This window comes from Pseudofrankia coriaricola, assembly GCF_032027725.1.
Lineage (GTDB): Bacteria > Actinomycetota > Actinomycetes > Frankiales > Frankiaceae > Pseudofrankia.
On record NZ_JASNFO010000027.1, the window covers coordinates 116,540 to 138,131 of the forward strand.

Genomic DNA, 21,592 nt, shown 5'->3' on the forward strand with positions numbered 1-21,592 from the left:
GACCCGGCCAGACGGCGCATTGGTCGCGCCCCTGGCGGGTCGGCGTCGGGGCTGCCGTCGCTCGCTAACGGTCAAGGACGCAGACAAAGGCGTAGGACGCCTTCGCGGAAGGCGGCGCCGGCCCGCGCAGAGGTCATTCTGCCCGCGACGACCTCCCCCGCGGCGGCGTGGCCGAGACTCAGGATGGCCGCGAGCAGCCAGGGTGTCGAGACGTCGGGATGCAGCCGGTTCTCGCGGCGGCCACGGTCCAGCAGCCCGCGCAGCGCCACGACGACAGGGCCATGTGCCTCGACGTCCGCGCCCGAGGTCTGGGTGAACAGGGCGGGGTTGAGCAGCGCCGGGTAACGGTCCAGCAGCACCCAGGCCGTGTCCACCCAGTTCGCGAGCGCGTCTCGAACGTCGCCCTCGGCGCTGGCCGAGGTCAGCGCCTCGGCCACACGCCCGGTCAGGGACGTTCGGACCGCCTGGTAGAGCATCTCGCGGCTGGCGAAGTGTGCGTAGAGAGTCTGGCGGCTGACATCCGCGACGTCGGCGATCTCCGCCATGGACGGGTCACCGGCTCGCCCGAGCAGGTCCACGGCGGCTTCCAGGATGCGCGAGGCGTTGACCTCCGCGTCGCCGCGGCGGCGACGCGGAGCCGGCTGCCCGTTCCTGGACACGGTTGTCAAGGGTAGCCGAAAGGCGTTATCCTTTTCCTTGACATGACTGTCAAGGAAAAGGAGGCGATCGAACGATGAGCGGCACCACCTTGCCCGGCGAAGACCTGCGGGCCTACCTGACGCGTTATCCCGAGGAGCTGACCTTCGGCGACGAGCCTCCCGGAGAGGTGTTCGACCGCTACCACACCCCGGACTTCGTCATGGTCAGCGACGGCGTCGCGCTGGACCGCCAGCGCCTCATAGACCACGTGACCCCCGCGCGCCGACGGGCCGTCGCCGTCGCCGTGGAGGTGGCCGACGCGCTGGTAGCGGGCGACCGGGTTGCCGCCCGCTACACGCTGTCCGCGACCATGCGCAAGGGCGCCCCGATCGTCACTGAGATCGTCATGCTCGGCCGCCTCGCCCCCGACGGCCGCCTCACCGACGCACATCAGCTCACCCGCACCCCCGCCACCGAGGACTGACCGCTCTCGGCCGAAGTACCCCGGCCCTGCCGGACCAGCCACGCTGGCCCGGCAGATGTGACACACGATCAGCCTCCTGTCTACTCACCGATTCCACAGCAGACAGAGACCAATCGATGCTCGCAATCTTCGTATACCGAAGATCTCGGCCACCCTGCTCGCGCTACTTCTGGTCGAAGAAATGCCGCGAACCCTGGTCACGGAATCCTCACTCGCCGTAACCGATCGTCCGACGAGCTACGGCATCAGATTCGCGGCCGTCGTCGCACCCAGCTCCCAGCACGCCGCTAGGTCTTTTGTGTCGAGCGTGCCTGTCACCGTTACCCTCTGTCGCCCAGCGAAGCCCATCCGAGACTAGTGACCTTTACTCAGCTACCCGCGGAAACATGTCTGTCGGGCGTCTGGAGCCTACCTTCGCTATTCTGGCAAAATGTCTTCAGGAGCCGGTTGTGGGCAGTGTTCCGACGCCGATCCGGCCGTCGCACGGGAACGGTCTGGCAGTCTCGGGTTCGTCGCGCGAATCGCCGATGAGTCCCACTTCTTCGTTACGCTGCGTCGATGTCGTTCATGCGGTCAGGACTACGCATCGATATTCTGCGAGACCATCGACTGGCAGGACAGCGATGATCCACAGTACACGCTGCTGATCCCCTTGACCGCGACTGAGGTGCGGTCGCTCTCCGAGGCGGGTGAGGATGGCGTCGAGGCGGCGCTTGAGAATCTTTCGCCCCGACGAAATCTCTTCAACGCACGGGGCAAAGGTGACAAAGACTGGTCGCGGTACTGGGCAAGAGGCCCGATCAGCGTGCCGCGTCATGACTGAGTTCCGCGCGCTCATCCCTCCCGGAAACCCGGAGGCCCGACGCGTGCCAGTCAGCTACGGCATCAGGCCTGCCGCGGCAGTCGCCCCCAGCTCCCAGCACGCCTCTCGGTCCTTCGCGTCGAGCGTGCCAGTTACCGTCACGGGGTCCTGCAGGCGCTTCCACTTCAGACCGGTGGCGATCGTCTCGACGCTGCGGACCGCACCCGTGGTGTCAGAGCCGCCGTGTACGTACAGGGCGTACGGCCGACCGATGGTTGCTTCCAGGCAGGGGTAATAGGCCTGGTCGCAGAACAATGCGAAACTCACGTGCGCAGACCGGTCACGTTACGTGTCCATCAGGCTTGCCGCCACCGTGGCCAGGCCACCGACGACCGTCAGCGGCTCTCGCAGGCGCTCCCAACGGAGGTCGGTCGTGATCGTCTCGACCGAGCGCACCCCGAAAGCCCAAGCCGGGTCCGGGAGCGCCAGCCGCCGCGACGTCCCGCGCCCGCCCCGCCCGGGCCGGCCTGGGAGCCACGCCGGCTGGGCGAGCCGATGACCGGCCACGCAACACGGTGTACTGCGTGGCGTTCTCGCCGGACGGCAGCCTGCTGGCCAGCGCCAGCGCCGACGACTCGATGCGGCTGGGACGTGACCGACCCCGCCGCGCCCCGCGTGGTCGGCCGCAGGCTGGAGTGGCACCTGGGCGCGGTCTGGTCCGTCGCCTTCTCGCCGGTGGAGAGGATCCTCGCCAGCGCCGGCTTCGACGGGAAGATCCAGCTCTGGAGATGAGCCGGGGATCGGGCCCGGCGTTGCGACGCCGTCAACGGATGCCGGGGAAGGGCGGCGCGCTGGTCGGGCGGCCGCGGCGGCCCAGCAGCGATGCCTCGACCTCGCTGACCAGCCGGCCTCTGGCCGCGTCGTCGGTGAGGCCGACGAGGTCGATGTACTTGATCCCACGCAGCAGGCCCTCGGGCTCGATCTCCTCGACCCGCACCGGGATGAGCGACCGGCGCAGGCCCTGCGGATCCGCCTCCCAGGTCGCCTGCCACTGGGCCTGCACCCGGGCTGCGCCCAGGTAGCTGGCCGACAGCACGACCACGGTGCGCACCGAGCGCTTGATCGCCTCGCTGAGCAGCTCCACCGAGTGCGATCCCGCCATAGCGTCCCACGCCTCGACGTGGACCCGGTAGCCCGCCGCCTCCAGCGTCCAGGCGATCCAGATGGCCCAGTCCTCGTCGGCCGCCGAGTAGGAGACGTGAAAGTCCCAGCCGCGCGCACCGGTCGCCGCGGTGTCGTCGCCGCCCTCATGCGCGCGGGCCGGCTCGTCCGCGCCGTGCACGACAGGCCGGTCCAGCGCCTGGCCGGTCTCCTGGCCGCCGCCGGTGACCGCGGTGGCGCCTTCGCGGTCGGACGGCAGGAACGACGCAGGCTCATCCACGGCGGAGCCGCCGATCTGGGGCGGACGCCCGATACCCGGCAGCGCGAGCCAGCCGACGAGTGTGCCCGGGGCGGCGGCGCCGACCGCCAGCGGCATCGTCACCTGCGCGAACAGCCGCGGGTCAAGCCCGGTCAGCCCCTCCTGGATGGTCGCCCGGAACAGCTCGTCCGCGATGATCAAGCCCAGGTTTGCGCGCAGGTCGCGTTCGAGGGCAGCCCGCAGGGGAGGCGCGTCGATCAGCCGGGTGGCCGCGGTGACCGGGCTGCCGGTCACGCCGCCGCCGTCGAGGAGCACCTCGCCGCGGTGCACCGCCATCCGCACCCGGATCTGTGCCGACTCGGCCCGGTAGCGGTTGCGTTTGCGGATCGCGCGCTCGAAGGCTCCGACCAAGTCGTCGACGACGAGCGTCGCGGGAAAAGCCCCGGCGATGGCCAGCACGAACCCGTCGCCGCGGTCTTGCAGGCTAAGAACATCCGCCGGGCTGATGGGCGCCGAGCCGAGCGCCTCATCCAGGATGGCGCGAAACGCGTCCCGCACTTCTAGCTGGACCATTGTTCCGAGCCGGCCGAACCCGACAGTGTCGCCGGCCACCAGCGTCACCAGGGTCGGTTCCGGCAGGGTTTCGCGCTTGGTAGGTGCCGGCGGCCGCACCGGCGAGGGCTCGCCAGTAGAGAAGCCCAGGGATTTCGTCCCCGATGCCTCGCCGGCCGGGCCGGTGAAAGACGAGGCCTGCGGCGCCTCGAGGCGCCGTAGCCACGGCGAGGATTCCTCCTCGGCCTCGTTCTCGGCGGCGGCGCGGCGGAACACGGGATTGGCCGGATAGTCGCTGGCCGCGACGCTCATCAGGGCCGCGCGCCCGTTCGCGATGACGCCGCTGGCCAGCAGGGCGCTCACGTCGTACCAGAACTGGCTGGAGGTCGAGGCCGACCAGCTCGGCTGCCGCGACGGCGAAAGGCCGGCACGAGACAGGGCCTGCCCAGCGGAGAGCGGGGTGTGGTACAGGCGGGCCAGCATGTCGATCTCGTCGACCGATAGTCCGCCGCCGCCCGCCATCATGATCCCCCTCCCGGCTCCGCACCGATCCTAGTTGCCGCGGCCTGCACCGAACCGCGTTGCGCCGCCGTCCGCAGCGCCCGCTAGGGACCCGATGCCGGGATCGACGGCGGCCCGTCGTCCCCAAGCCGCCCGCGCGCCCAGCCGAGCTCGGCAGCCGCAGCGAGAAGCTCGTGCAGCCGGATGGAGTCGACGGCGGCTACCTTGCGGCCGGCCGCCGAGATCGGCGTATCACCCTCTTCGCTCCGTAGTACCTGAGCTATCACGTCGACCGCGTCGCTTGCCACCGGGACCTCGGCGGCCAGCTGCGCCTCCGCCTGTTCCGCCCGGGCCTCGATCGCCGCCTCGACTGGTCCCGCCGTGACGGAGACCTTCGTCGACCGGCTGAGCAGTTTCCCGAGAGCACCGAGGAGGCCAGCGATCGGCCCGCGGAACCAGAGGAGCGCGAAGACCAGAATGAGGGGCCACGTCAGCGTTCTGACATAGTCGAGTACCAGGTCGGCGACGTCCACCGCGTCAGTGTTGTCCAGACGCGGAAACGCGGCGCGAGCGGGTCCTGGAAATGCCGGCCGGGCCGGATGACGAGTCGCGCACGGGGGTGGCAGCGCAGATGCAGGCGGACTGGCTCCAAGCGCCACCATGGCTGGTCAGGATCCTCGGTCCGGACGGTGCCGTCGGCGGTGGGGTCTACGTCGGCGACGGTTTCGTGCTCACGGCCGCGCACGTTTACCGCGACGCCGGCGACGAGGTGCACCAACTAAAGGTGGCCTTGTATTCGGGCCAAGGAGGCAGCCCACCAGGCGATTGGCCGACGATACAGGTGCGTTTCGAGCACGCACAGGACAACGAGGCGAAGCCGGCCGAGCTGCGATATGTCAGCTGGCCGGGCCGGGTAGCGACGGAGTCGGCCGACTGCGCGGTGCTGCACGTGACCGACGTTCCCCCGGCGGCTGTGCCCGCGCCGCTGCGGCGGCCCGAGTCGTTCGACGGGCACACGTTCCGCATCTTCGGCTATCCGGCCGACACCCAGGGGGTCTGGTCATTCGGTCAGCGGATAGGCGGTAGCCGGGGTCGGCTCGTCCAGCTGCAGAGCGGCGACAGCACGGGCGAGGCCGTGACCCAGGGCTTCTCGGGCTGCCCGGTCTGGGACGAGACGGCCTCCGCCGTCGTCGGCACCGCGGTCACCGAGTACGACGCGGCCAAGAAGGTCGCGTCGATGACACCCATGAAGGAATGGGCCCAGGTCTGGCCGGAACTCGAGTCCCGCTTCCGCTGGCGGCTGGACATGGCCGAGGACTTCGAGGACTGGCTGCGGCTGGCCCGCGGCCCGGGCGTCGGCTCGGCGGCCGGCCTGGCACAGAGCGCGCCCTTCACCGGCCGCGCCCGCGTCCTGGGGGCGCTCGCCGACTGGCTCACAGCGCCGCCCGGTCCGGACCGGCAGTTGGTGCGCATCGTCACCGGGCGGCCCGGCGCTGGGAAGTCCGCCGTGCTCGCGCGCCTGGTGTGGCTGGCCGACCCGGTCGTCGGCCCGTCGTCAGGCCGCGTCCACGACCCCGTGCCGGCGCCGGACGAGCTCGCACTGGCCGGCAGGCTGCGCGGGCTCATCGACGTGGCGGTCCGCGCGGACGGGAAGAGCACCGGCGACCTCATCGAGGCGATGGCCGCCGCGCTCGAGCTCACCACGACGTCGAAGACGCGGCTCATCCGGGCGCTGGAGCAGCGGACCCAGCCGTTCACGGTCGTCGTGGATGACCTCGAGCACGCGCAGGACGTCAACGGGATCGCGCGCCTGCTGCGCGAGTTGGCCCAGCTCCCGCAGGGCGGCGGGGTCCGGGTCATCACCGCCATCCGGACGGACGCGCAGGATGTCGCGGGAGCGCTGCCGCTCGCGGGACCCGCCCGCGATCCGCAGGCCCCGGGTGCGCCCGCGGACGCGGCCGACGCCGCGCCGAAGCCCGGCCTGCTGGGCGAGGTGATCTCCTACCGGCTGGACGATAGGTACCTTGACCGGGCCGACCTGGAGAACTATGCCGCCGCCCGGCTGCGGACGGCGCTCGACCAGGCGGGCGAGGCGTATCTCGGCGACGACGGGTACACGGCCGTGGTGGCGGCCGCGATCGCGGATAAGGCGGACGGGCTGTTCCTGCTCGCGCAGCTGACCTGCGACCGGCTGCGGATCGACGACCCGGTCGACGTCAGCGCGCCCGGGTGGCGCGCCAGGCTTCCCGGCACCCTGCAAGGGGCGGTCGAGGACTACCTGTACTCCTATGCGCAGCGGTGGGGCGAGGCCAAGGGTGCCGCCCTGCGCGACGTGCTCACGACGTTCGCCTACGGCCGAGGGGACGGCTTCGCCGCGGACGAGCTGTGTGCCGCGGTCGCGAGCACCCTCGGCAGCCGAAGCTATGACCTTCCCACGGTCAAGGAGGCGGCACGGGCGGCGGCGGCGTATCTCGTCGGCCGCCGGTCCGGCGACGCTGGCCAGATCCACTACCGGCTGTTTCACCGCCTCGTCGTCGGCTACCTGCGCGACGCCAGCGGCAGCGAGACCGAGCGAGTCATCGTCAAGACCATGGCGGACCGGGTGCCGGCGACCGACGCCGGCCCGGACTGGCTGCGTGCCGACGACTACACCCGGCGTCATCTCGCGGGCCACGCCGAGGACGCGGGCCTGCTGGGCAACTACCTGACCGACCCGCGGTTCCTCGCCGCCGCGGACCCGGAGGGCTTGGTCACCCGGGTGTTCCGGCGGGAGCGACTCGAACCGCTCGAGCAGATCTACCTGTCGGCCGTCCACCGGTCGCGCGACCTGCCCGACCCGGACAAGGCGTCGGCGTCCCGGCGCCCGGGCCGCATCCACCGGTGGCTGCGCGGCGCATCCGGGAGCGACCGGGCCGGCTATCTGGCCCTGCACGCGCTCGCCTACGACAGACGCGCCGAGGCGGCCGCGTTCGACGCCCTCCAGGCCACGCCGGCCTTCGTGACGCGTTGGGCCGGCCTGCAGCTGCAGTCACCGCACCTCGTGCTGGCCGAGCACAGCGCCAGCATCACCACGGCTGCGACTCTCTCGATCGCCGACCGGCCCGCCGTCGCGACCGCGTCGCAGGACGCCACGGCCAGGATCTGGGACCTGGCCACCGGTGACCTGCACGCCACCATGGCCGGTCCGGACACCGGTATGACCGCCCTTGCCACGGCCCCCTCCGGGGCGCACGGCGGACCGCGGCTCATCACGGGATCCGCCGACGGAACGATCCAGATCTGGGATCCGGAAGCCGGCCGGCTGATGGCCACGTTCGCCGGCCACTTGGACTCCGTCGGCAAGACCCCCGTCGCGGTGGATCAGATTGCCGTCACGGCCAGCGAAACCGGCCCCCTCGCGGTGTCCGTCGCGCGCTATGACGCCCTTATCCGCGTGTGGGATCTCGCCACGGGCAAGCCTCGAACCAGTCTCGACAATGACGCCCGATCGGCGTCCCGGGTCACGACCGCGCTGATCGGCGGTGTGCCCCTCGCCATCAGCACAGGTGACGACGACGGCGCCCTGCACGTCTGGGACCTGGTGGCCGGCACGCATCTGCAGGCGCTTACCGGCCACGACGGACCGGTGGGCGCGGTCGAGATCACGACGTGGCCCGGCGGCGCCGGTGCCCGCGCGGGACAACCGGTGGCCGTGTCGGCCGGGCTGGACGGCACGGTTCGGGTTTGGACGGTGCCGGACGGTAGCGCCGACGGAGCGCAGATCCGGATGCTGTCCGGCGGCGCCGACACCGGGGGATGGGCAGAGTACGGCGTCGCGCTCACGGTCGGTGCCGTCGACGGCGCGACATGGGCGGTCGCCGGCGGTTACGGCGGCCGGATCCTCGGCTGGGACCTCGCCTCCGGCGAGCCGGTCCCCGTCCCCGTTGCCTTCGGCTCCCACGGCGTCTGGGCACTTTCCCTCGTAGAGCCACGCGCGGACGCGGGCAGCCCGCAGACGGACGTCATCCCGGACCAGCCCTTGCTCCTCGTCGCGGGTCAGGACCCTGCGGTACGGATGTGGTCGCTCGGGCCGCTGGACGCCACGCCCCGCCCGGCGCTGACCCAGCACGGCGGGGACGTGTTCGTGGCCAGGGTCGCAGACGTCGACGGGCGCCGAGTCGCCGTGACCGCGGGTGAGGACAGCCAAGTGCGCCTCTGGCATCTTGCGACCGTGCCCACGATGGCCGAGCGGGCCGGCCCCGGCGAGACGCGGGCGCTGGCCGTGGCCGTAAGCGCGGACGAGTCGCTCACACCCTCGGTCGTGGTGACCGGTGGCCGGGATGGGCACGTGCGCGCGTGGAACCTGGACGACGGGTCCGTGCTGCACGATCTTGGTTCGCACACCGGTCCCGTGCACGGCGTCACCATCGCTCGACACCACGACCGGCGGTGGGTCCTGTCGGCGGCCGCCGCGTACTCCATGCCTGTCTGGGATGCGGACTCCGGCGCCCAGGTGGGCACGCTCGACACCCCAACCGAGGACGGATGGCCGACGAGCCTGCTCGTGTGCCAGCAAGGCGCGGCCCTGGTAGCGGTCGTGACGGGCAGCTCTGGGATCACTCGGGTATGGGACATCGCCACCACCACGTCCGTGGGCACGTTCACCGCCGGCGGCGCGCAGGCGACCCGAGTGTTCCCCGTGGCCGACGTTCCTGACCACCGCGTCGTCCTGGCCGACGCCGACGGCGCGGTGTGGCTGTGGGACCTGGACGCTGTCGGCGCGGCCGGCGGATGCGGAGCCGGGAGGAGGCTGCTCGACCACCAAGGCAAGGCCACAGTCCTTACGTCGCTCGCGGCGACGTCCACGGGTGACGGGGTGACCGTCCTCGCCGGCTACGAGGACGGCACCGTCGGGCTGTTCCTGCCGGCGGCCCCACCGGCCCAGCGTGCGCTGCGGCTGCGCAGGCACGCGGTCAGCGTGCGGGCGACCGCGATCGTTCCCGGCCAGGCACTCGCCGTGACGGCTGACGACGACGGTCGCGTCATCTTCTGGAACCTCGACCAGGCACAGCCGGTCGCTGATTTCCCGCCGCGGGGCGCGGCCGTCCGCGCCGTCGTCACGACGACCGTCGGCGCGCGGCCACGGGTGGTCACAGCCGACGACGACGGCGTCGTGCGCGCCTGGGATCTCCTCCCCCCGCGCCAGGTGGCCGCGGCTGTGCTGACGGAGGCGGTGACCTGCCTGGTCGCGGTCGACAACGGCGTCGTCGCCGGGACGAGATCCGGCCACGCCCGGTTGGACCTGCGCCTCTGAGCCGGCAGGTCCGGAGGTCAGGAGCGGGTGGGTGGCTGCGGTCCGGCCGCGTCTATGATCACCGCCAGGCCGTCGAGCACCCGGGCGAGGCCGCCGGGGTAATCCACACCATCGAAGAAATGCACCAAACCCTGGTCGCGGCTATTTCACCCACCGTGACCAACGGTCCAGCTACGGCATCAGGCTCGCCGCCATCGTCGCGCCCAACTCCCAGCAGGCCTCTCGGTCCTTCGCATCGGGCGTACCCGTCACCGTGACGGGGTTTTGGAGGCGCTTCCACTTCATGCCGGTAGCGATCGTCTCGACGCTGCGGACCGCGCCAGTGTTGTCGGAGCCGCCGTGGACGTACAGGGCATACGACCGCCCGATCGTCGCTTCCAAGCAGGGATAATGGACGCAATCGCAGAAATGTGCCGAACCCTGGCCACCGCCGTATCACGTTCCGCGACGATTCGGGAAACGGCGCACGGCCACCACGCGACCCGCCTCTACAACATCAGGCTCGCGGCGGTAGCGGCACCCAGTTCCCAGCAGGCTTCACGGTCCTTCACGGTCCTTCGCGTCCGGCGTGCCGATTACTGTCACGGGCTCATACGGCCCTACCTGGGCGGCCACGGTCACCGCGTCCTGGCGATGGTCGGGCCGACATCGTGGCCCGGGAGCTGGGACGGACGCTGCCGCAAGAGCTCCAACAGGCTTGCGAAGCTCTCGTCGCCGTGGCCCCGCGCGACACCACGCTCAAGCAGGGCTCGGAGCGGACCGAGTACCTCGGCGTCGATGCCGAGATGCTCGCTGACGCGGGTCAGGCTCTCGACCGCGACCTGGTTCATGCCGACCGGCGACACGCCGGCCGAGTAGTCTCCGGACTCGATTTCGCGTGCCAGCTCGGACATGTACTCGGTCATCCCGTGCAGCCACTGGGCGACCAGGGGCACGAAACGAGACGGCGGAACGCCCTCGGTGTCGAGCAGAGCGAGGCTGTGGAGGAAGCCGGTGAGGGCGGCGTACCCGCTACCGAGCAGGGCGAAGTCCCACAGTTCCGCCGCCGCGGGATCGTTGCCGAGATAGTGGCTGGTCGCCAGGGCGTCCAGTGTGTGCCGGTGACGGTCGAACGCATCCGGGGAGCCGCTGTAGAGAAAGAATGCGCTGGGGGTGGCAACGGACTGAGGGACGGCCATCATCGCCCCGTCAAGGTAGGCCGCGCCGCGTCCGGCAACCCGGGTGGCCATGGCCCGGGCGTCCTGCGGTGTGCCGGTAGTGAGGTTGACCAGGGTACGTTCCCGAAGCGCGGCACGTCCCGCGTCCAGCACCTCCTGAACCCCGTCGTAGTCCGCGACACAGATGATGGTCATCGGGCTCGCCGCGATCGCGGCGCCGGGGGTTTCCGCACGTTCCGCGCCCAGCCCCACCAGGCCGCCGGCCTTCGACGGAGTCCGGCTCCACACCGTAGTCCGGTAGCGAGCGGTGAGAAGCGCCCTGCTCAGCGCGGTGCCCATCCGGCCCAGACCGAGAATGGTCACGCGGGGCTGATCGTCGTGGGCCGAGTTCCGAGTTGTCATAATGATCAATGTAAACTCTGACATCGATGTGAGAGTCAAGGAAGGGTGGTGCGGGACACATGCGGATTGGAGAACTCGCCCGGCGAACCGGTGCCAGCGAGCGGATGCTTCGCTACTACGAGGAGCAGGATCTTCTTCGACCGGCGCGACGGCCGAGCGGATATCGCGAGTACCAGGAGACCGACGTTCGTACGGTCCGCGGGATCCGGACACTGCTCGCCACCGGTCTCAACACCGTCACGATCGCCGAAGTGCTCCCCTGCATGATCGAGGACGGGGAGATGCTGATGCCCGTCTGCGGGGAACTGGCACCAGTCCTCGTCGAAGACCGCGACCGCATCAGCGCCGCCATCGATGACCTGCTGGCCGCTCGGCACGCACTCGATGCCATGATCTCCGCCGCGCGCCGAACGGGCGAACAGGGCGACAACTGCGAAGCCGTCGCGACCGAAACGGCGGGCAGGAGGACTCACGACCCGGCGCGTAGCGCACCCACTTGACCGCGGCGATCTCGTCATTCGCCAGAGCGCACGGCCGCCTGGTACGGGTGCGGACTCCCGGATGAGCGTGGGGGGCACGGTCCGCGGCCGGTCTACGGCATGAGGCTCGCGGCCACGGTCGCGCCAAGATCCCAGCAGGCCTCACGCGCGGCGGAGTCCAGTTCGCCGAGCACGGTGAGCGGGTCACGCAGGCGCTTCCACTTCAGACCAGTGGTGATCGTCTCAACGCCGCGGATCGCGCCAGTGGTGTCGGAGTTGCCGTGGACGTACAGGGCGTACGGCCGACCGATGGTTGCTCCCAAACAGGGGTAATAGGCTTGATCAAAAAAATGTTTCAAAGCCCCTGACATGTAGCCGATGTTGGCCGGCGTCCCGAGCAAGTAGCCATCGGCGGCAAGCACATCAACCGCAGTCGCCGCCAGAGCCGGGCGGACGACGACCTCCACCCCCTCGATCGCCTCATCCCTGGCACCTGCGAGCACCGCCTCCAACATCGCCTGCATGGACGGCGACGGGGTGTGGTGGACGATCAGCAACATCGGCATCGGGCAACGTTATTACCCTCGGTCTGGTGCCGAGGCGCTCTCGGCCCGCCGGGACGGGAACCGCGACCACGGCCTTCGGCACGAAGAGCGCCGAGTCGCACGTCGCCTGCCGTGTTCACAGCATCCGCGCACTCCAGTGCGCTTGACTTCCCAGGACGCAGACTCTTTCCCGGGTTGCCTCCACGGACAGCCGACTTACCGACGTCCGGGCGGACGGACCCTCGCAGCGTAGGAACCCAAGGCGGTCAGGCCGACCAACCACCCGCGGCAGCAGTCGCATTGGCGAATTCGACGAAGGTCCGAGGCGGGCGGCCAAGGGCACGCCGCACGCCGTCGGATACATACTCGTCCTTACCGTCCCTGAGTGGTTCGATGACATCCGCGAAGGTTTCGGCGTCCGCGGGCGGAAATCCCCGCCGAACGAGTTCCGCGACGTAGTCCTCGACCGAGAGCGGCACGTAGCGGATTTCCCGGCCGGCGGCCTCGGAGATCGTGGCGACTGCCTCGGTCAGGGTCACCGCCCGGGGTCCGGACAACTCGTAGATCTGGCCCGCGTGCCCGTCCTCCGTGAGCGCGGCGACCACCACCGCGGCGATGTCCTCGGCATCGACGAAACTGGCAGCCCCATCGCCAGCGGGCAGCCGCAACTCACCGGCGCGGACGGCATCGGCGAAAAAGCCCTCGCTGAAGTTCTGCGCGAACCAGCCCGGCCTGCTGATCGTCCACTCCAGACCGCTCTCCCGCACAGCGGCCTCGCTGTCGATGGCACCCTCCAATGTCCCGCTGCTGTCCTTCGCGTAGTCCGGATCGTCGATTCCGCGCCCCGATGCCAGCACAACCCGTCGCACCCCATGCCGCACCGCCCGCTCGATGAACGGGCGAACGTGCTTCGCGCCGTCCAGCGGGACGATGTAGAGGGACCGCGCGCCCTCCAGAGCAGCGTCCCAGGTGCCGCCGTCGGTCCAGTCGAAGACGTGCTCGCCGTTGCGGGCCGCCGCGCGAACCCGCAGCCCCTGTGCCCGTAGTTGGCTGACGACGCGCCGGCCGGACTTACCGGTCGCCCCGGTGACCAGGATTGGATGTTCAGACATGACGCCAGTCAACCGGCCGGCGCTGAGACGATCCATGGCCACGAAGCTCCACTTGATGCCTAGGCGTCTACGATGGGGACGTGGACGCCGTGTCGGAGTCGTTGGCCGAGGTACGGGCGCGCACCGCCATCTTCCGCCAGACAATCATGCGACCCCCTTGGGCCCTGCGGATGGCCAGCGGTGCCCCGCTAACGCTGGCCACAATGCTGCGCGGCCATGCCTGGATCGTTTCCGACCAGCAAGCACCGGTGCTCATCGAGGCCGGCGACATCGCCGTCATCCGTGGCGACGTGCCCTACACGGTGGCCGATGACCCCGCGACCACACCCTCACTGGTGGTGACAAGCGCCGACTACTGCTCGGCGACCGAGGGCGTCGAGCGCGCCTCCAGGCCCGCCCGGACCTGCGGAACACCCGTCGGCGAAGCCGCCGTGCTGCTGAGCGGGGCCTTCGAGCGCCGGGGAGAGCTCAGCGAACGGCTGCTGCGGGCACTGCCCGCCGTGCTGGTGGTGCCGGCCGGGGACAGCCCCGCTCTGTCGATGGAGATGGTGGCCGAGGAGATCGCCAGAGACCGGCCGGGACAGCAGATGGTGCTGGACCGGCTGCTGGACCTGATGCTGGTCTCCGCGCTGCGCAGCTGGTTCGCCGACCCGGACGCCGATGCCCCGGCCTGGTGCCGCGCGCTGGACGACCCGGTCGTCGGTGCCGCGTTGCGGCTGCTGCACGATGCACCCGCCTACCCGTGGACGGTGGCCGACCTGGCGGCCAAGGTCGGGGTATCGCGGGCGGCGCTCGCCCGTCGGTTCACCGCACTGGTCGGCGAACCGCCGATGGCCTACCTGGCGAGCTGGCGGATCACCCTGGCCGCGGACCTGCTGCAGGAAACCGACCATATGGTTGGCACGATCGCGAGGAAGGTTGGCTACGCCAACGCCTTCGCGCTGAGTGCGGCGTTCAAACGGCTACGCGGCACACGGCCCAGTGATCATCGGAATCCGGTACCAGGGCGGCGGGCCGGATGAGGCAGGCGACGTCACGTCGCGGCATCCGATCCTCCCGCCCGGTAATGATCAGCCGGGCATAAGGCTCGCGGCGGTGGTCCCGCCGAGCTCCCAACACGCCTCAAGAGCGGCGGCATCCACCTCACCCACGACCGTGAGCGGGTCGCGCAGCCGCTTCCACCTCAGGTCGCTAGTGATCGTCTCGACGCCACGGACAGCGCCGGTCGTGTCACTGTTGCTGTGGACGTAGAGCGCGTGAGGTCGACCGACGCTCGCCGCCAGCACCGAGTAGTAGATCCGGTCGAAGAAGTGCTTCAACGCGCCTGACATGTAGCCGATGTTGGCCGGCGTCCCGAGCAGGTAGCCGTCGGCGGCCAGCACATCCACCGCGGTGGCCGCCAGGGCCGGACGGACGACCAGCTCCACGCCCTCGATCGCCTCGTCCCGGGCGCCGGCGAGCACCGCCGCCAGCATCGCCTGCATCGAGGGCGACGGGGTGTGGTAGACGATCAGCAGGGTCGGCATCGCAGGCCATGCTATGACCTCGGTCCGACCCGGAGCCGAGGCCCGGCCCACGATCGCCGCTGGGTCGTGCTGCACGGCTCGCCGATGCCCGGCGGCGACCCGTCGACGATCGCCGTCATCATCGAGGGCGCCCGCCCGATCGTCGTCAGCGAGGTGATCGCCGGCGCCTACGGCCTCACGCCGCGCGAACGCGAGGTCATCGGGCTCGCCGCCCAGGGCAGGTCCACCCGGCAGATGGCCACCGCGCTGGGCATCTCCCCCTTCACCGCGCAGGATCGCCTCAAGGCGGTGTTCGCCAAGACCGGCGTGCGCACCCGTGCCGAACTGGTCGCCACGCTCTACGTCCAGCAGTACGAGCCCCGCCGCGCCAGCGCTAGCCAGCCCAGCCCCTACGGCTGGTGCCTCGACGACCAGATCCCCGCCTGAACCAAGCCGACCGACGTGGGCTGGCGGAGTCGGGCTCTGGCCGCCGCGTGCCCAGCCCTCGCGCGGCGCCAAGCCTCAAACAGGCAGCGACTCAGGCCGGCGCATTCACCCCTTCACGCTGTGGCTCGGTGGCGCTAACTTCGCTGCCAGGGCTACTGCGCCCAGAGGCGCGGTTCAAGACGGGGGCAGAGTGAACGAGCCGCTGACGCACGAAGAGATCGACGAGCTCGCGGACCTCCGCCACCAAGAGGAGCCCGCGAAGCAGTTGCTCGGCCGCGCCGGATTCGGTCGCAGGATTCAGCCTGTCTGGGGCGGCAGCTCCATGGTCTTCTGGCGGTCGGTCAGCGCGCTGGCGGAAGACGGCGCGGTAAAGGACGGCCGCCGGCGCATCATCGCCGAGGCCGCCGCGCTCTTCCCGGCGAATCCTGTGTTCGCGTGGGCCGCGCTGCCCGAACCCCCTGATGGCACCACCGGCGAGGGACAGGCAGCGGTGTGGAACCGACTGCCGGTCCGCGAGCTCGTCGACCGATTCGCGGCGGAGCATCCGGACGACATCGCGAGCAATATCCGTGCTGCGCGGCTGGAACGAGCGGTCGCGTTGCTAGCGCACAAGGATGTCGAGTCCGCTAAGGCGGCCGCCGTGCTCGACGCGGTCATCAGCGAGGAGCTGGAGGAGCCCGCATCAGGCGGCGCGGCTGAGTCCTGGGTCGCGACCGTCATCGCGCGGATGGACCCGAACGTGGCGGGCAAAATCGTCGAGGCCGCCCCGTCCGAACTGGGCGACTTCCTCCAGCAGGCACTGACGGCCACCGCCGCGATCAAGAAGCTTCGGCTGCGCAGGCAAGCGCCCACAACGCCCTGGCTGACCGCCCTTCGCCCGCGACGGCACCCCGGGTGGGTGTTCTTCCGGAACTACCCGGACGGCGTGGTCTTCTGGAGCGAGGCCGCGGGCAACATGCCGGTGGACGGCGAGATCGGCCAGGTGTGGGTGAACAACGGCGGCCTCGAGGGCGGTCTGCGGCTCCCGACCAGCCCGGAGCTCGATGCGGCCGGGTCGTCGGGAACTCCCGAAGGCGGTCACTACCAGCGGTTCGAGTGGTGGCAAGACTATACAGAGCCGGTAGCTCCCCAGCTACCCGAGCACGGCGGTCCATGCGGCGCGGCCATCTACTATTCAAAGCAACACGGGGCGCACGCGATCTGGGGAGCGATCGGCCAGCTGTACGAGCATCTCCAGGGCACCTCCGGCCCGCTTGGCTTTCCCGTGTCAGGCGAGATCGACGGAAGGCCAGGCGGAAAAGGTCCCTGGCGCTGTTACCAGCGGTTCGAGGGCGGCGCCATCTTCTATCTCGGCGAGAACCTGGAGCACAGGTCGGTGCCGATGTTCGGCGCGGCGGCGCGGCTGGTGACCGGGAACGCGGACGTTCTGAAGAAACTAGGCTTTCCCGTCGCCGAGCGGGTCGAGGTCACGTCTCCCCGTAAGACGGCTGGCTACGGTCAGAAGTTCGAGCGCGGCGCTGTCTACTGGACGGAGTCCGGTGGCGCCTTCCCGGTGCGGGGAGCCTTCGCGGAATCACTGGACGCGGCGGGTGGTGTCGCGGACCGGCTGGGGTTCCCGTTGTCAGAGATCCTGCCAGCGGCCGAATCTCGGGGCGCCTGGGGCACTACGGACGGGTATCTCCAGCGCTATGAAGGCCGCTTTCGCTACAACCTCGCGGTTCAACGGCGCGTGTCCGCCGGCGCGCGGTGCGGGGCGACGATCTACCATTCAGGACATGGCACGTTCTGGGTTCGCGGCAATATCGGCAGCTGCTATGAGCTCCTGGGTGGCACCACCAGCGAACTCGGTTTCCCGACGGCCCGCGAGGAGTGGCCCGGTGACCGATGCTGGCAACGGTTCGAGGGCGGCGCCATCTTCTGGAGCCGGGAGTACGGCGGGATACCGCTGACCGGGGCCGTATGGCACCTGCTTGACCCGTTGGGGAGCGCGATGAGCGCAGAGATCTTCAACAGGTGCGGCTTCCCGCTTGCCGGCCCGCAACGGCTGCGCACATCCTCGGCCGACGTCATCCAGCAGTTCGAGGGCGCCGTCGTGACCGTCACGGACGACCAAGCCGAACTGTGGCCACGGCCGACCGCGATCCAGGCAAAGCATCGTCTCGAATCTGGCGAGGAGCTTCATGTTGACGAGTCGCTGTTCGTCGCCGGCCACCGTCTGACCCTGCAGGGGGACCGGAACCTGGCGCTTTACCACTTCGACGGCATCATCGACAAGAATGCTGCCTGGGCCTCGGACACCCAGGGCAAACCCGTCGTCAAGCTTCTCCTTGAAAGCAGCGGCAACCTGGCCCTCTACGACGCCGAGGGCAACCAGCACTGGGAAAGCGGTACTGTCGGCAACCCCGGCGCCGTGTTGATACTCCAGGACGACGGCCTCCTGACGCTCCGCGGTGTCGACGACACCGTCCTCAAGTCCTGGCCCTGAACGGCGCGCATGAGCGGAGGCGGCCGATATCCGGTACGCGAACAACTCGCCCAAACCTGATCGCTTGAGCGCGCCGCTCATGTAACGGGGGGAATGCTATGGGTATACCCGGGGCCGGCCGGCCGCTTCGCTCGCTTTCCAGGCCGGATCGTCGGGTGATGTAGGCCGCAAAAGGACTTAAGAAAGGATTTGGAAAAGGCTGATATCCGCACCGGTCGCGACGCTCTCCAGCTCTGACCGCCCCGCACCGGATGCCACCCGTCATGGGATGGACGATGGTCGTGGCCGCGCGAGAAGCCGGTGGGTGAGCGCGTCGAGGCGGGACGCGGCGGCCCGGTCGAACGATCCGTCGTCCAGGCTGATCCGGCGTCCCTCGACGAAGGCGCTCAGTGGCTCGGGCGGCGGGGCATCGAGAGGCGGGAGGATCTGCCGCACGCTCTCGTCGACCGGCTTCCCGACCTTCTTCAGGGCCTCGACCTGGGACGCGGTCGCCTCGTCGTACGCGCCCGAGAAGCTGGTCGACACGACGCCCGGATGGACGAGGACATACCTGGTCCTGCCGTCAGGGTAGGCGCCCGCGAAGGCGACGCCGAGCAGGTCGTTCAGTTTGCCTCCCTGCCCCAGCGCGGCGCCGCCGTGGTAGCCGCGTCTCAGCTCCAGGTCATCCCAGCGAACGACCGAGAGGTCCGCGCCCGGGCCCGCAATGTTCACGATGGCGGGGTTCGCGCCCTTCTCCAGCAGGTCGACCAGCCCATGGCTGAGGAGGAATCTGCTCAGGTAGAACAGCGCGAAGTTCCCCTCGAACCCCTCCGTGGTCTCCCGGCGAACCGAGCGGTAGTGCCGCGCGCCGAGCACGAGCACGTCCAGCGCGTCGAACCGCTCCCGCAGGCGCGCCAGGACCATCTCGTTCTCACTGACGAGGCTCAGCTCCGCCTGGATGAACGAGGCCCGTCCGCCGGCCCCGTCCCGCCGGGCGGCGTCGAGGTATGCCCGGCCCTTGTCCGCGTTGCGGCCCACGACCACGACCCGGTCGCCACGGCGAAGCAGGGTGGCGGCGAGGGCACGGCCGATCCCGTCGGTGCCACCCGTGATCACGATGGTTCTCATCTGCCTTCTCCCGTCTTTCCCAGGCTCTCGGCATGGTCGGTCGGCGCCGGGCGCCCGGCGCTTCCCACCGCGGTGGACGCCTGGTCGCCGCTCCCCCCGTGGGCGGTCGTGCTCGGGAGCGGCGGCGACCCCCGCTCGACCGTCGTGGGCCTGGCGACCGGCTGGGCCGGCACGGCCGCACCGGCGGGTTGAGGCTCGGCGGCGGGCGGGGTCGCGACGGCCGGACTCGCCTCACGCCGGGGAAGGAACACGCTGGCGGCCAGGATGATCGCGAGCGCGACGATGGCGAACCAGTACACCCCGTGGTAGCCCGCCATCGGGTCCTCGCCGCCGTTCCCGACGGTCGTAAGGATCAGGGTGACGACGGCGATGCCGATCGCCGCGCCGAGCTGGTTGAGAATGTAGAGGACCGAGCTGCCCTGGGGCACCGCCGCCGGCGGCAGCGTCCGGTACAGCGATCCCATGGTCGGTGCCCCGACGAAGCTGAGCCCGGCACCGACGCCGAACGCGGCGAGCGCTGGCCATACCTCACTGGTCTGCCCGCCGATCCGGGTGAACCCGAGCTCGGCGAGCACGGCGACGAGCGCGCCGCACCGGACGAGGGAACGGGCACCGAACCGGTCCGAGAGCCGTCCGGACAACGGCATGGCGATGACCGCGGCCACGGCGAACGGAGCCACCAGCAGCCCCGCCGCGAGCGTGCCCCGCCCATGCTGCTGCTGGTAGTACAGGGGCAGCACGAACAGGGTCGCGAACATCGTCAGACCTACCAAGGTCATGATGGTGACGCTCGCCGCGAACCCGGCGTTGCGGAACAGCCGCAGGTCGATCAGCGGTGGCGTGCCCCGCCGGGTCGTGGTCCCGCGCCGGGCGTGCAGCCCGTAGCCGGCCAGCAGCACGACGGCCGCCGCGACGGAGACGAGCACCTGCCAGGCCGCGACGGCGGTCCGGTCGGCCGCCTGTGTCAGGGCCAGCACGACGGCCGCGAATCCCGGGCCGAGCAGGGCGACACCGACGATGTCGAGGCGAGTACCGCCGCTCTCCCCGGCGCGCGGAGGGTCGGCCGGCAGCACCCGCGCGGCTCCGAGCAACGCAACCAGCCCGATGGGCAGGTTGATCAGGAACATCCACCGCCAGGAGAGGTGCTCCAGGACGATCCCGCCGACGATCAGACCGAGCACCGGGCCGGCCGAGAGCACCATGCCCATCAGGCCCATGGCCCGCCCCGCCCGGCGAGGCCCGGCGGCGCGGGCCAGCAGGGTCAGCACCAGGGGGTCGAGAACCCCGGCGGCGAGCCCCTGGCACACTCGGAAGACGATCAGGCTGCCGACGTTCCAGGCGAGCCCGGAGGCGACGGACGCGGCGAGGAAGGCGACGAGAGCGGCCAGCCACAGCCGACGCGCGCCGAACCGGTCCACGGCCCAGGTGGTCACCGGAATGGCGACGGTGAGCGCCAGCAGGTAGCCGGTCGAGACCCACCCGATCATGCTCAGCGAGGTGTGCAGCCGGGTGGCGAGGGTGTCGACGCCGACCGCGACCACCGACCCGTCGAGGATTCCCATGATCCCACCGAGCAGGACCACGGCGATCAGCCGCCGCAGCGAAGGATCAAGCCGATCCGCGTCCGAAGACCCAGCCATCACATGGCTCCCATCGGGGCATAATTTTGCACTGACCAGTGCACTATAACGCCCGGAGTCGTTCCCATAAGAGGCTCGCCTGATCGCTGTCCGCAGGGGTGCGACGAGAGGTTGGCAGTACCGTGAGGCCATGAGCGGGACGGCGAGCGAACGACTGGCCGCCGGCCGGTCGGCGGCGACTGGCGGAGCGCGGACGGCCGCCGCCCAGACGGCGCCCGACCCCGACCGGCCCGCCAGCCCGACCACCCCGGCCGCGGCAACCGCGCTCGGCCGCGCCGGAACCCGCCGACGCGCCGACAAACGGGAGAGCATCCTCCCGACCGCGTTCATGGTGTTCGCCCGTGAGGGGTACGCCCAGGCGACCCTGGACGTCATCGCGGCCGAGGCACAGGTCGCCAAGCACACGATCTACAACCACTTCGGCGACAAGCAGGCCCTGCTGCGCGCCGTGCTCGCCGCCGAGGCCGACAAGGCGCTGGCGAAGAACCTCGCCGCGGTCGACGGGCTGCGCGACCTCGACGGCGACATCCGCGGCGCGCTGGAGGACGTCGGCTACCGCCTCGTCAGCTGCTTCTGCGACGAGCGGAGCTGGGCGCTGCGCCGGCTGCTCTACGCCGAGATCAGCCAGTTCCCCGACCTGCTCGACATCATCCAGGGACGGGCGGCGAACCCGGTCACCGAGGCGCTGGCCGACCGGCTGGCCCGCCTGGCTCTCGCCGGCCGGCTGCGGACGGCGGACCCGGCCGCGGCGGCCGAGCAGCTCGCCGCCCTGCTGACCGGCTCGCTGGAGGCGCGGGGCCGGTTCGGTACCCGCGTCATCCCCGACGACGAGAAGCGTGCCGTGGCGCGGGCCGCCGTCGACACCTTCCTGCACGCCTTCGGCCCGCCGACGCCGGCGGGCGCGACAACCAGCTAGATCGGGCCGTGGTTCGGGGGCAGCACGCCGTTGACAATGTGGTTGCCGTTGTGGACGTACTTCCAGCGCGCCGGGTCGTGGAGCGTGTGCGTGCGGGCGTTGCGCC

Annotated in this window: 18 protein-coding genes and 2 pseudogenes; 9 read left to right on the forward strand and 11 right to left on the reverse strand. The window is 70.5% G+C overall.

The window, feature by feature from the left end; genetic code table 11:
* Positions 1-71: 71 nt before the first annotated feature.
* The gene (locus tag QOZ89_RS15665) at positions 72-659 is read right to left on the reverse strand and encodes a TetR/AcrR family transcriptional regulator (protein WP_157910645.1); all 588 of its coding nucleotides are present in this window, start codon (positions 657-659) and stop codon (positions 72-74) included.
* A gap of 74 nt (positions 660-733) precedes the next feature.
* Between QOZ89_RS15665 and QOZ89_RS15670 the strand changes: the two genes are divergently transcribed.
* The gene (locus QOZ89_RS15670; protein WP_071054840.1) at positions 734-1,123 is read left to right on the forward strand and encodes a hypothetical protein; all 390 of its coding nucleotides are present in this window, start codon (positions 734-736) and stop codon (positions 1,121-1,123) included.
* Between the two features lie 877 nt (positions 1,124-2,000).
* On the opposite strand, the gene QOZ89_RS15675 is transcribed toward QOZ89_RS15670, so the two are convergent.
* On the reverse strand, positions 2,001-2,252 hold the full coding sequence (locus tag QOZ89_RS15675; RefSeq protein WP_083420163.1) for a flavodoxin: 252 nt from the start codon (positions 2,250-2,252) through the stop codon (positions 2,001-2,003).
* A 248-nt stretch (positions 2,253-2,500) separates the two neighbouring features.
* On the opposite strand from QOZ89_RS15675, the pseudogene QOZ89_RS47375 reads away from it, so the two are divergent.
* Together QOZ89_RS47375 and QOZ89_RS15680 are read left to right on the forward strand one after the other, a co-directional pair.
* Positions 2,501-2,560, forward strand: a pseudogene (locus tag QOZ89_RS47375) (hypothetical protein); the annotation flags it as partial.
* A gap of 16 nt (positions 2,561-2,576) precedes the next feature.
* A complete protein-coding gene (locus QOZ89_RS15680) occupies positions 2,577-2,717 on the forward strand; it encodes a WD40 repeat domain-containing protein (RefSeq protein WP_157910646.1) in 141 nt (46 codons plus the stop codon).
* A gap of 31 nt (positions 2,718-2,748) precedes the next feature.
* On the opposite strand, the gene QOZ89_RS15685 is transcribed toward QOZ89_RS15680, so the two are convergent.
* Both QOZ89_RS15685 and QOZ89_RS15690 read right to left on the reverse strand, forming a co-directional pair.
* Complete coding sequence (locus QOZ89_RS15685; RefSeq protein ID WP_241842467.1) at positions 2,749-4,422, reverse strand: TIR domain-containing protein; 1,674 nt, start codon at positions 4,420-4,422, stop codon at positions 2,749-2,751.
* A gap of 80 nt (positions 4,423-4,502) precedes the next feature.
* Positions 4,503-4,931, reverse strand: a complete 429-nt coding sequence (locus QOZ89_RS15690; RefSeq protein WP_071054844.1) for a hypothetical protein — start codon at positions 4,929-4,931, stop codon at positions 4,503-4,505.
* Between the two features lie 86 nt (positions 4,932-5,017).
* Here QOZ89_RS15690 and QOZ89_RS15695 point away from each other — a divergent pair, with 86 nt between their 5' ends.
* Positions 5,018-9,691 carry a trypsin-like peptidase domain-containing protein gene (locus QOZ89_RS15695; protein WP_312624119.1) on the forward strand — a complete coding sequence of 1,558 codons (4,674 nt, stop codon included), beginning with the start codon at positions 5,018-5,020 and terminating at the stop codon, positions 9,689-9,691.
* 171 nt (positions 9,692-9,862) lie between these two features.
* Here the strand turns inward: QOZ89_RS15695 and QOZ89_RS15700 are convergent.
* Both QOZ89_RS15700 and QOZ89_RS15705 read right to left on the reverse strand, forming a co-directional pair.
* Positions 9,863-10,102, reverse strand: a pseudogene (locus QOZ89_RS15700) (flavodoxin); the annotation flags it as partial.
* A 206-nt stretch (positions 10,103-10,308) separates the two neighbouring features.
* Positions 10,309-11,211, reverse strand: a complete 903-nt coding sequence (locus tag QOZ89_RS15705) for an NAD(P)-dependent oxidoreductase (RefSeq protein WP_312624120.1) — start codon at positions 11,209-11,211, stop codon at positions 10,309-10,311.
* A 98-nt stretch (positions 11,212-11,309) separates the two neighbouring features.
* Here QOZ89_RS15705 and QOZ89_RS15710 point away from each other — a divergent pair, with 98 nt between their 5' ends.
* Positions 11,310-11,750: a MerR family transcriptional regulator gene (locus QOZ89_RS15710; protein ID WP_071054852.1), complete on the forward strand. Its 441-nt coding sequence runs from the start codon at positions 11,310-11,312 to the stop codon at positions 11,748-11,750.
* A gap of 92 nt (positions 11,751-11,842) precedes the next feature.
* Here the strand turns inward: QOZ89_RS15710 and QOZ89_RS15715 are convergent, their stop codons facing one another.
* The gene (locus QOZ89_RS15715; RefSeq protein WP_071054854.1) at positions 11,843-12,295 is read right to left on the reverse strand and encodes a flavodoxin family protein; all 453 of its coding nucleotides are present in this window, start codon (positions 12,293-12,295) and stop codon (positions 11,843-11,845) included.
* A gap of 245 nt (positions 12,296-12,540) precedes the next feature.
* Positions 12,541-13,386 (reverse strand): NAD(P)H-binding protein, encoded by an 846-nt coding sequence (locus tag QOZ89_RS15720; RefSeq protein WP_071054951.1) that lies wholly within the window; start codon positions 13,384-13,386, stop codon positions 12,541-12,543.
* An 80-nt stretch (positions 13,387-13,466) separates the two neighbouring features.
* On the opposite strand from QOZ89_RS15720, the gene QOZ89_RS15725 reads away from it, so the two are divergent.
* Positions 13,467-14,408 (forward strand): AraC family transcriptional regulator, encoded by a 942-nt coding sequence (locus tag QOZ89_RS15725; RefSeq protein WP_071054856.1) that lies wholly within the window; start codon positions 13,467-13,469, stop codon positions 14,406-14,408.
* Between the two features lie 48 nt (positions 14,409-14,456).
* Here the strand turns inward: QOZ89_RS15725 and QOZ89_RS15730 are convergent, their stop codons facing one another.
* Positions 14,457-14,912 carry a flavodoxin family protein gene (locus QOZ89_RS15730; RefSeq protein WP_071054858.1) on the reverse strand — a complete coding sequence of 152 codons (456 nt, stop codon included), beginning with the start codon at positions 14,910-14,912 and terminating at the stop codon, positions 14,457-14,459.
* Positions 14,913-14,978: 66 nt separating this feature from the next.
* Here QOZ89_RS15730 and QOZ89_RS15735 point away from each other — a divergent pair, with 66 nt between their 5' ends.
* Both QOZ89_RS15735 and QOZ89_RS15740 read left to right on the forward strand, forming a co-directional pair.
* Positions 14,979-15,338, forward strand: a complete 360-nt coding sequence (locus QOZ89_RS15735; protein WP_071054860.1) for a helix-turn-helix transcriptional regulator — start codon at positions 14,979-14,981, stop codon at positions 15,336-15,338.
* Positions 15,339-15,528: 190 nt separating this feature from the next.
* The gene (locus QOZ89_RS15740) at positions 15,529-17,823 is read left to right on the forward strand and encodes an effector-associated domain EAD1-containing protein (RefSeq protein ID WP_312624121.1); all 2,295 of its coding nucleotides are present in this window, start codon (positions 15,529-15,531) and stop codon (positions 17,821-17,823) included.
* Positions 17,824-18,084: 261 nt separating this feature from the next.
* Here QOZ89_RS15740 and QOZ89_RS15745 read toward each other — a convergent pair whose 3' ends face one another.
* The gene (locus tag QOZ89_RS15745) at positions 18,085-18,930 is read right to left on the reverse strand and encodes an SDR family NAD(P)-dependent oxidoreductase (RefSeq protein ID WP_071054866.1); all 846 of its coding nucleotides are present in this window, start codon (positions 18,928-18,930) and stop codon (positions 18,085-18,087) included.
* Positions 18,927-20,570, reverse strand: a complete 1,644-nt coding sequence (locus QOZ89_RS15750) for a DHA2 family efflux MFS transporter permease subunit (protein ID WP_312624122.1) — start codon at positions 20,568-20,570, stop codon at positions 18,927-18,929. Before QOZ89_RS15750 ends, QOZ89_RS15745 begins: the two co-directional genes overlap by 4 nt.
* 130 nt (positions 20,571-20,700) lie before the next feature.
* Between QOZ89_RS15750 and QOZ89_RS15755 the strand changes: the two genes are divergently transcribed.
* On the forward strand, positions 20,701-21,486 hold the full coding sequence (locus QOZ89_RS15755; protein ID WP_083420166.1) for a TetR/AcrR family transcriptional regulator: 786 nt from the start codon (positions 20,701-20,703) through the stop codon (positions 21,484-21,486).
* Positions 21,487-21,592: the final 106 nt, after the last annotated feature.

Excerpts from the sequence above, each read along its gene's own strand:
- QOZ89_RS15670 (WP_071054840.1), top strand. The coding sequence starts at position 734 with ATGAGCGGCACCACCTTGCCCGGCGAAGACCTGCGGGCCTACCTGACG.
- QOZ89_RS15685 (WP_241842467.1), bottom strand. The coding sequence starts at position 4,422 with ATGATGGCGGGCGGCGGCGGACTATCGGTCGACGAGATCGACATGCTG.
- QOZ89_RS15710 (WP_071054852.1), top strand. The coding sequence starts at position 11,310 with ATGCGGATTGGAGAACTCGCCCGGCGAACCGGTGCCAGCGAGCGGATG.
- QOZ89_RS15715 (WP_071054854.1), bottom strand. The coding sequence starts at position 12,295 with ATGCCGATGTTGCTGATCGTCCACCACACCCCGTCGCCGTCCATGCAG.
- QOZ89_RS15720 (WP_071054951.1), bottom strand. The coding sequence starts at position 13,386 with ATGTCTGAACATCCAATCCTGGTCACCGGGGCGACCGGTAAGTCCGGC.
- QOZ89_RS15730 (WP_071054858.1), bottom strand. The coding sequence starts at position 14,912 with ATGCCGACCCTGCTGATCGTCTACCACACCCCGTCGCCCTCGATGCAG.
- QOZ89_RS15745 (WP_071054866.1), bottom strand. The coding sequence starts at position 18,930 with ATGAGAACCATCGTGATCACGGGTGGCACCGACGGGATCGGCCGTGCC.
- QOZ89_RS15750 (WP_312624122.1), bottom strand. The coding sequence starts at position 20,570 with ATGGCTGGGTCTTCGGACGCGGATCGGCTTGATCCTTCGCTGCGGCGG.
- QOZ89_RS15755 (WP_083420166.1), top strand. The coding sequence starts at position 20,701 with ATGAGCGGGACGGCGAGCGAACGACTGGCCGCCGGCCGGTCGGCGGCG.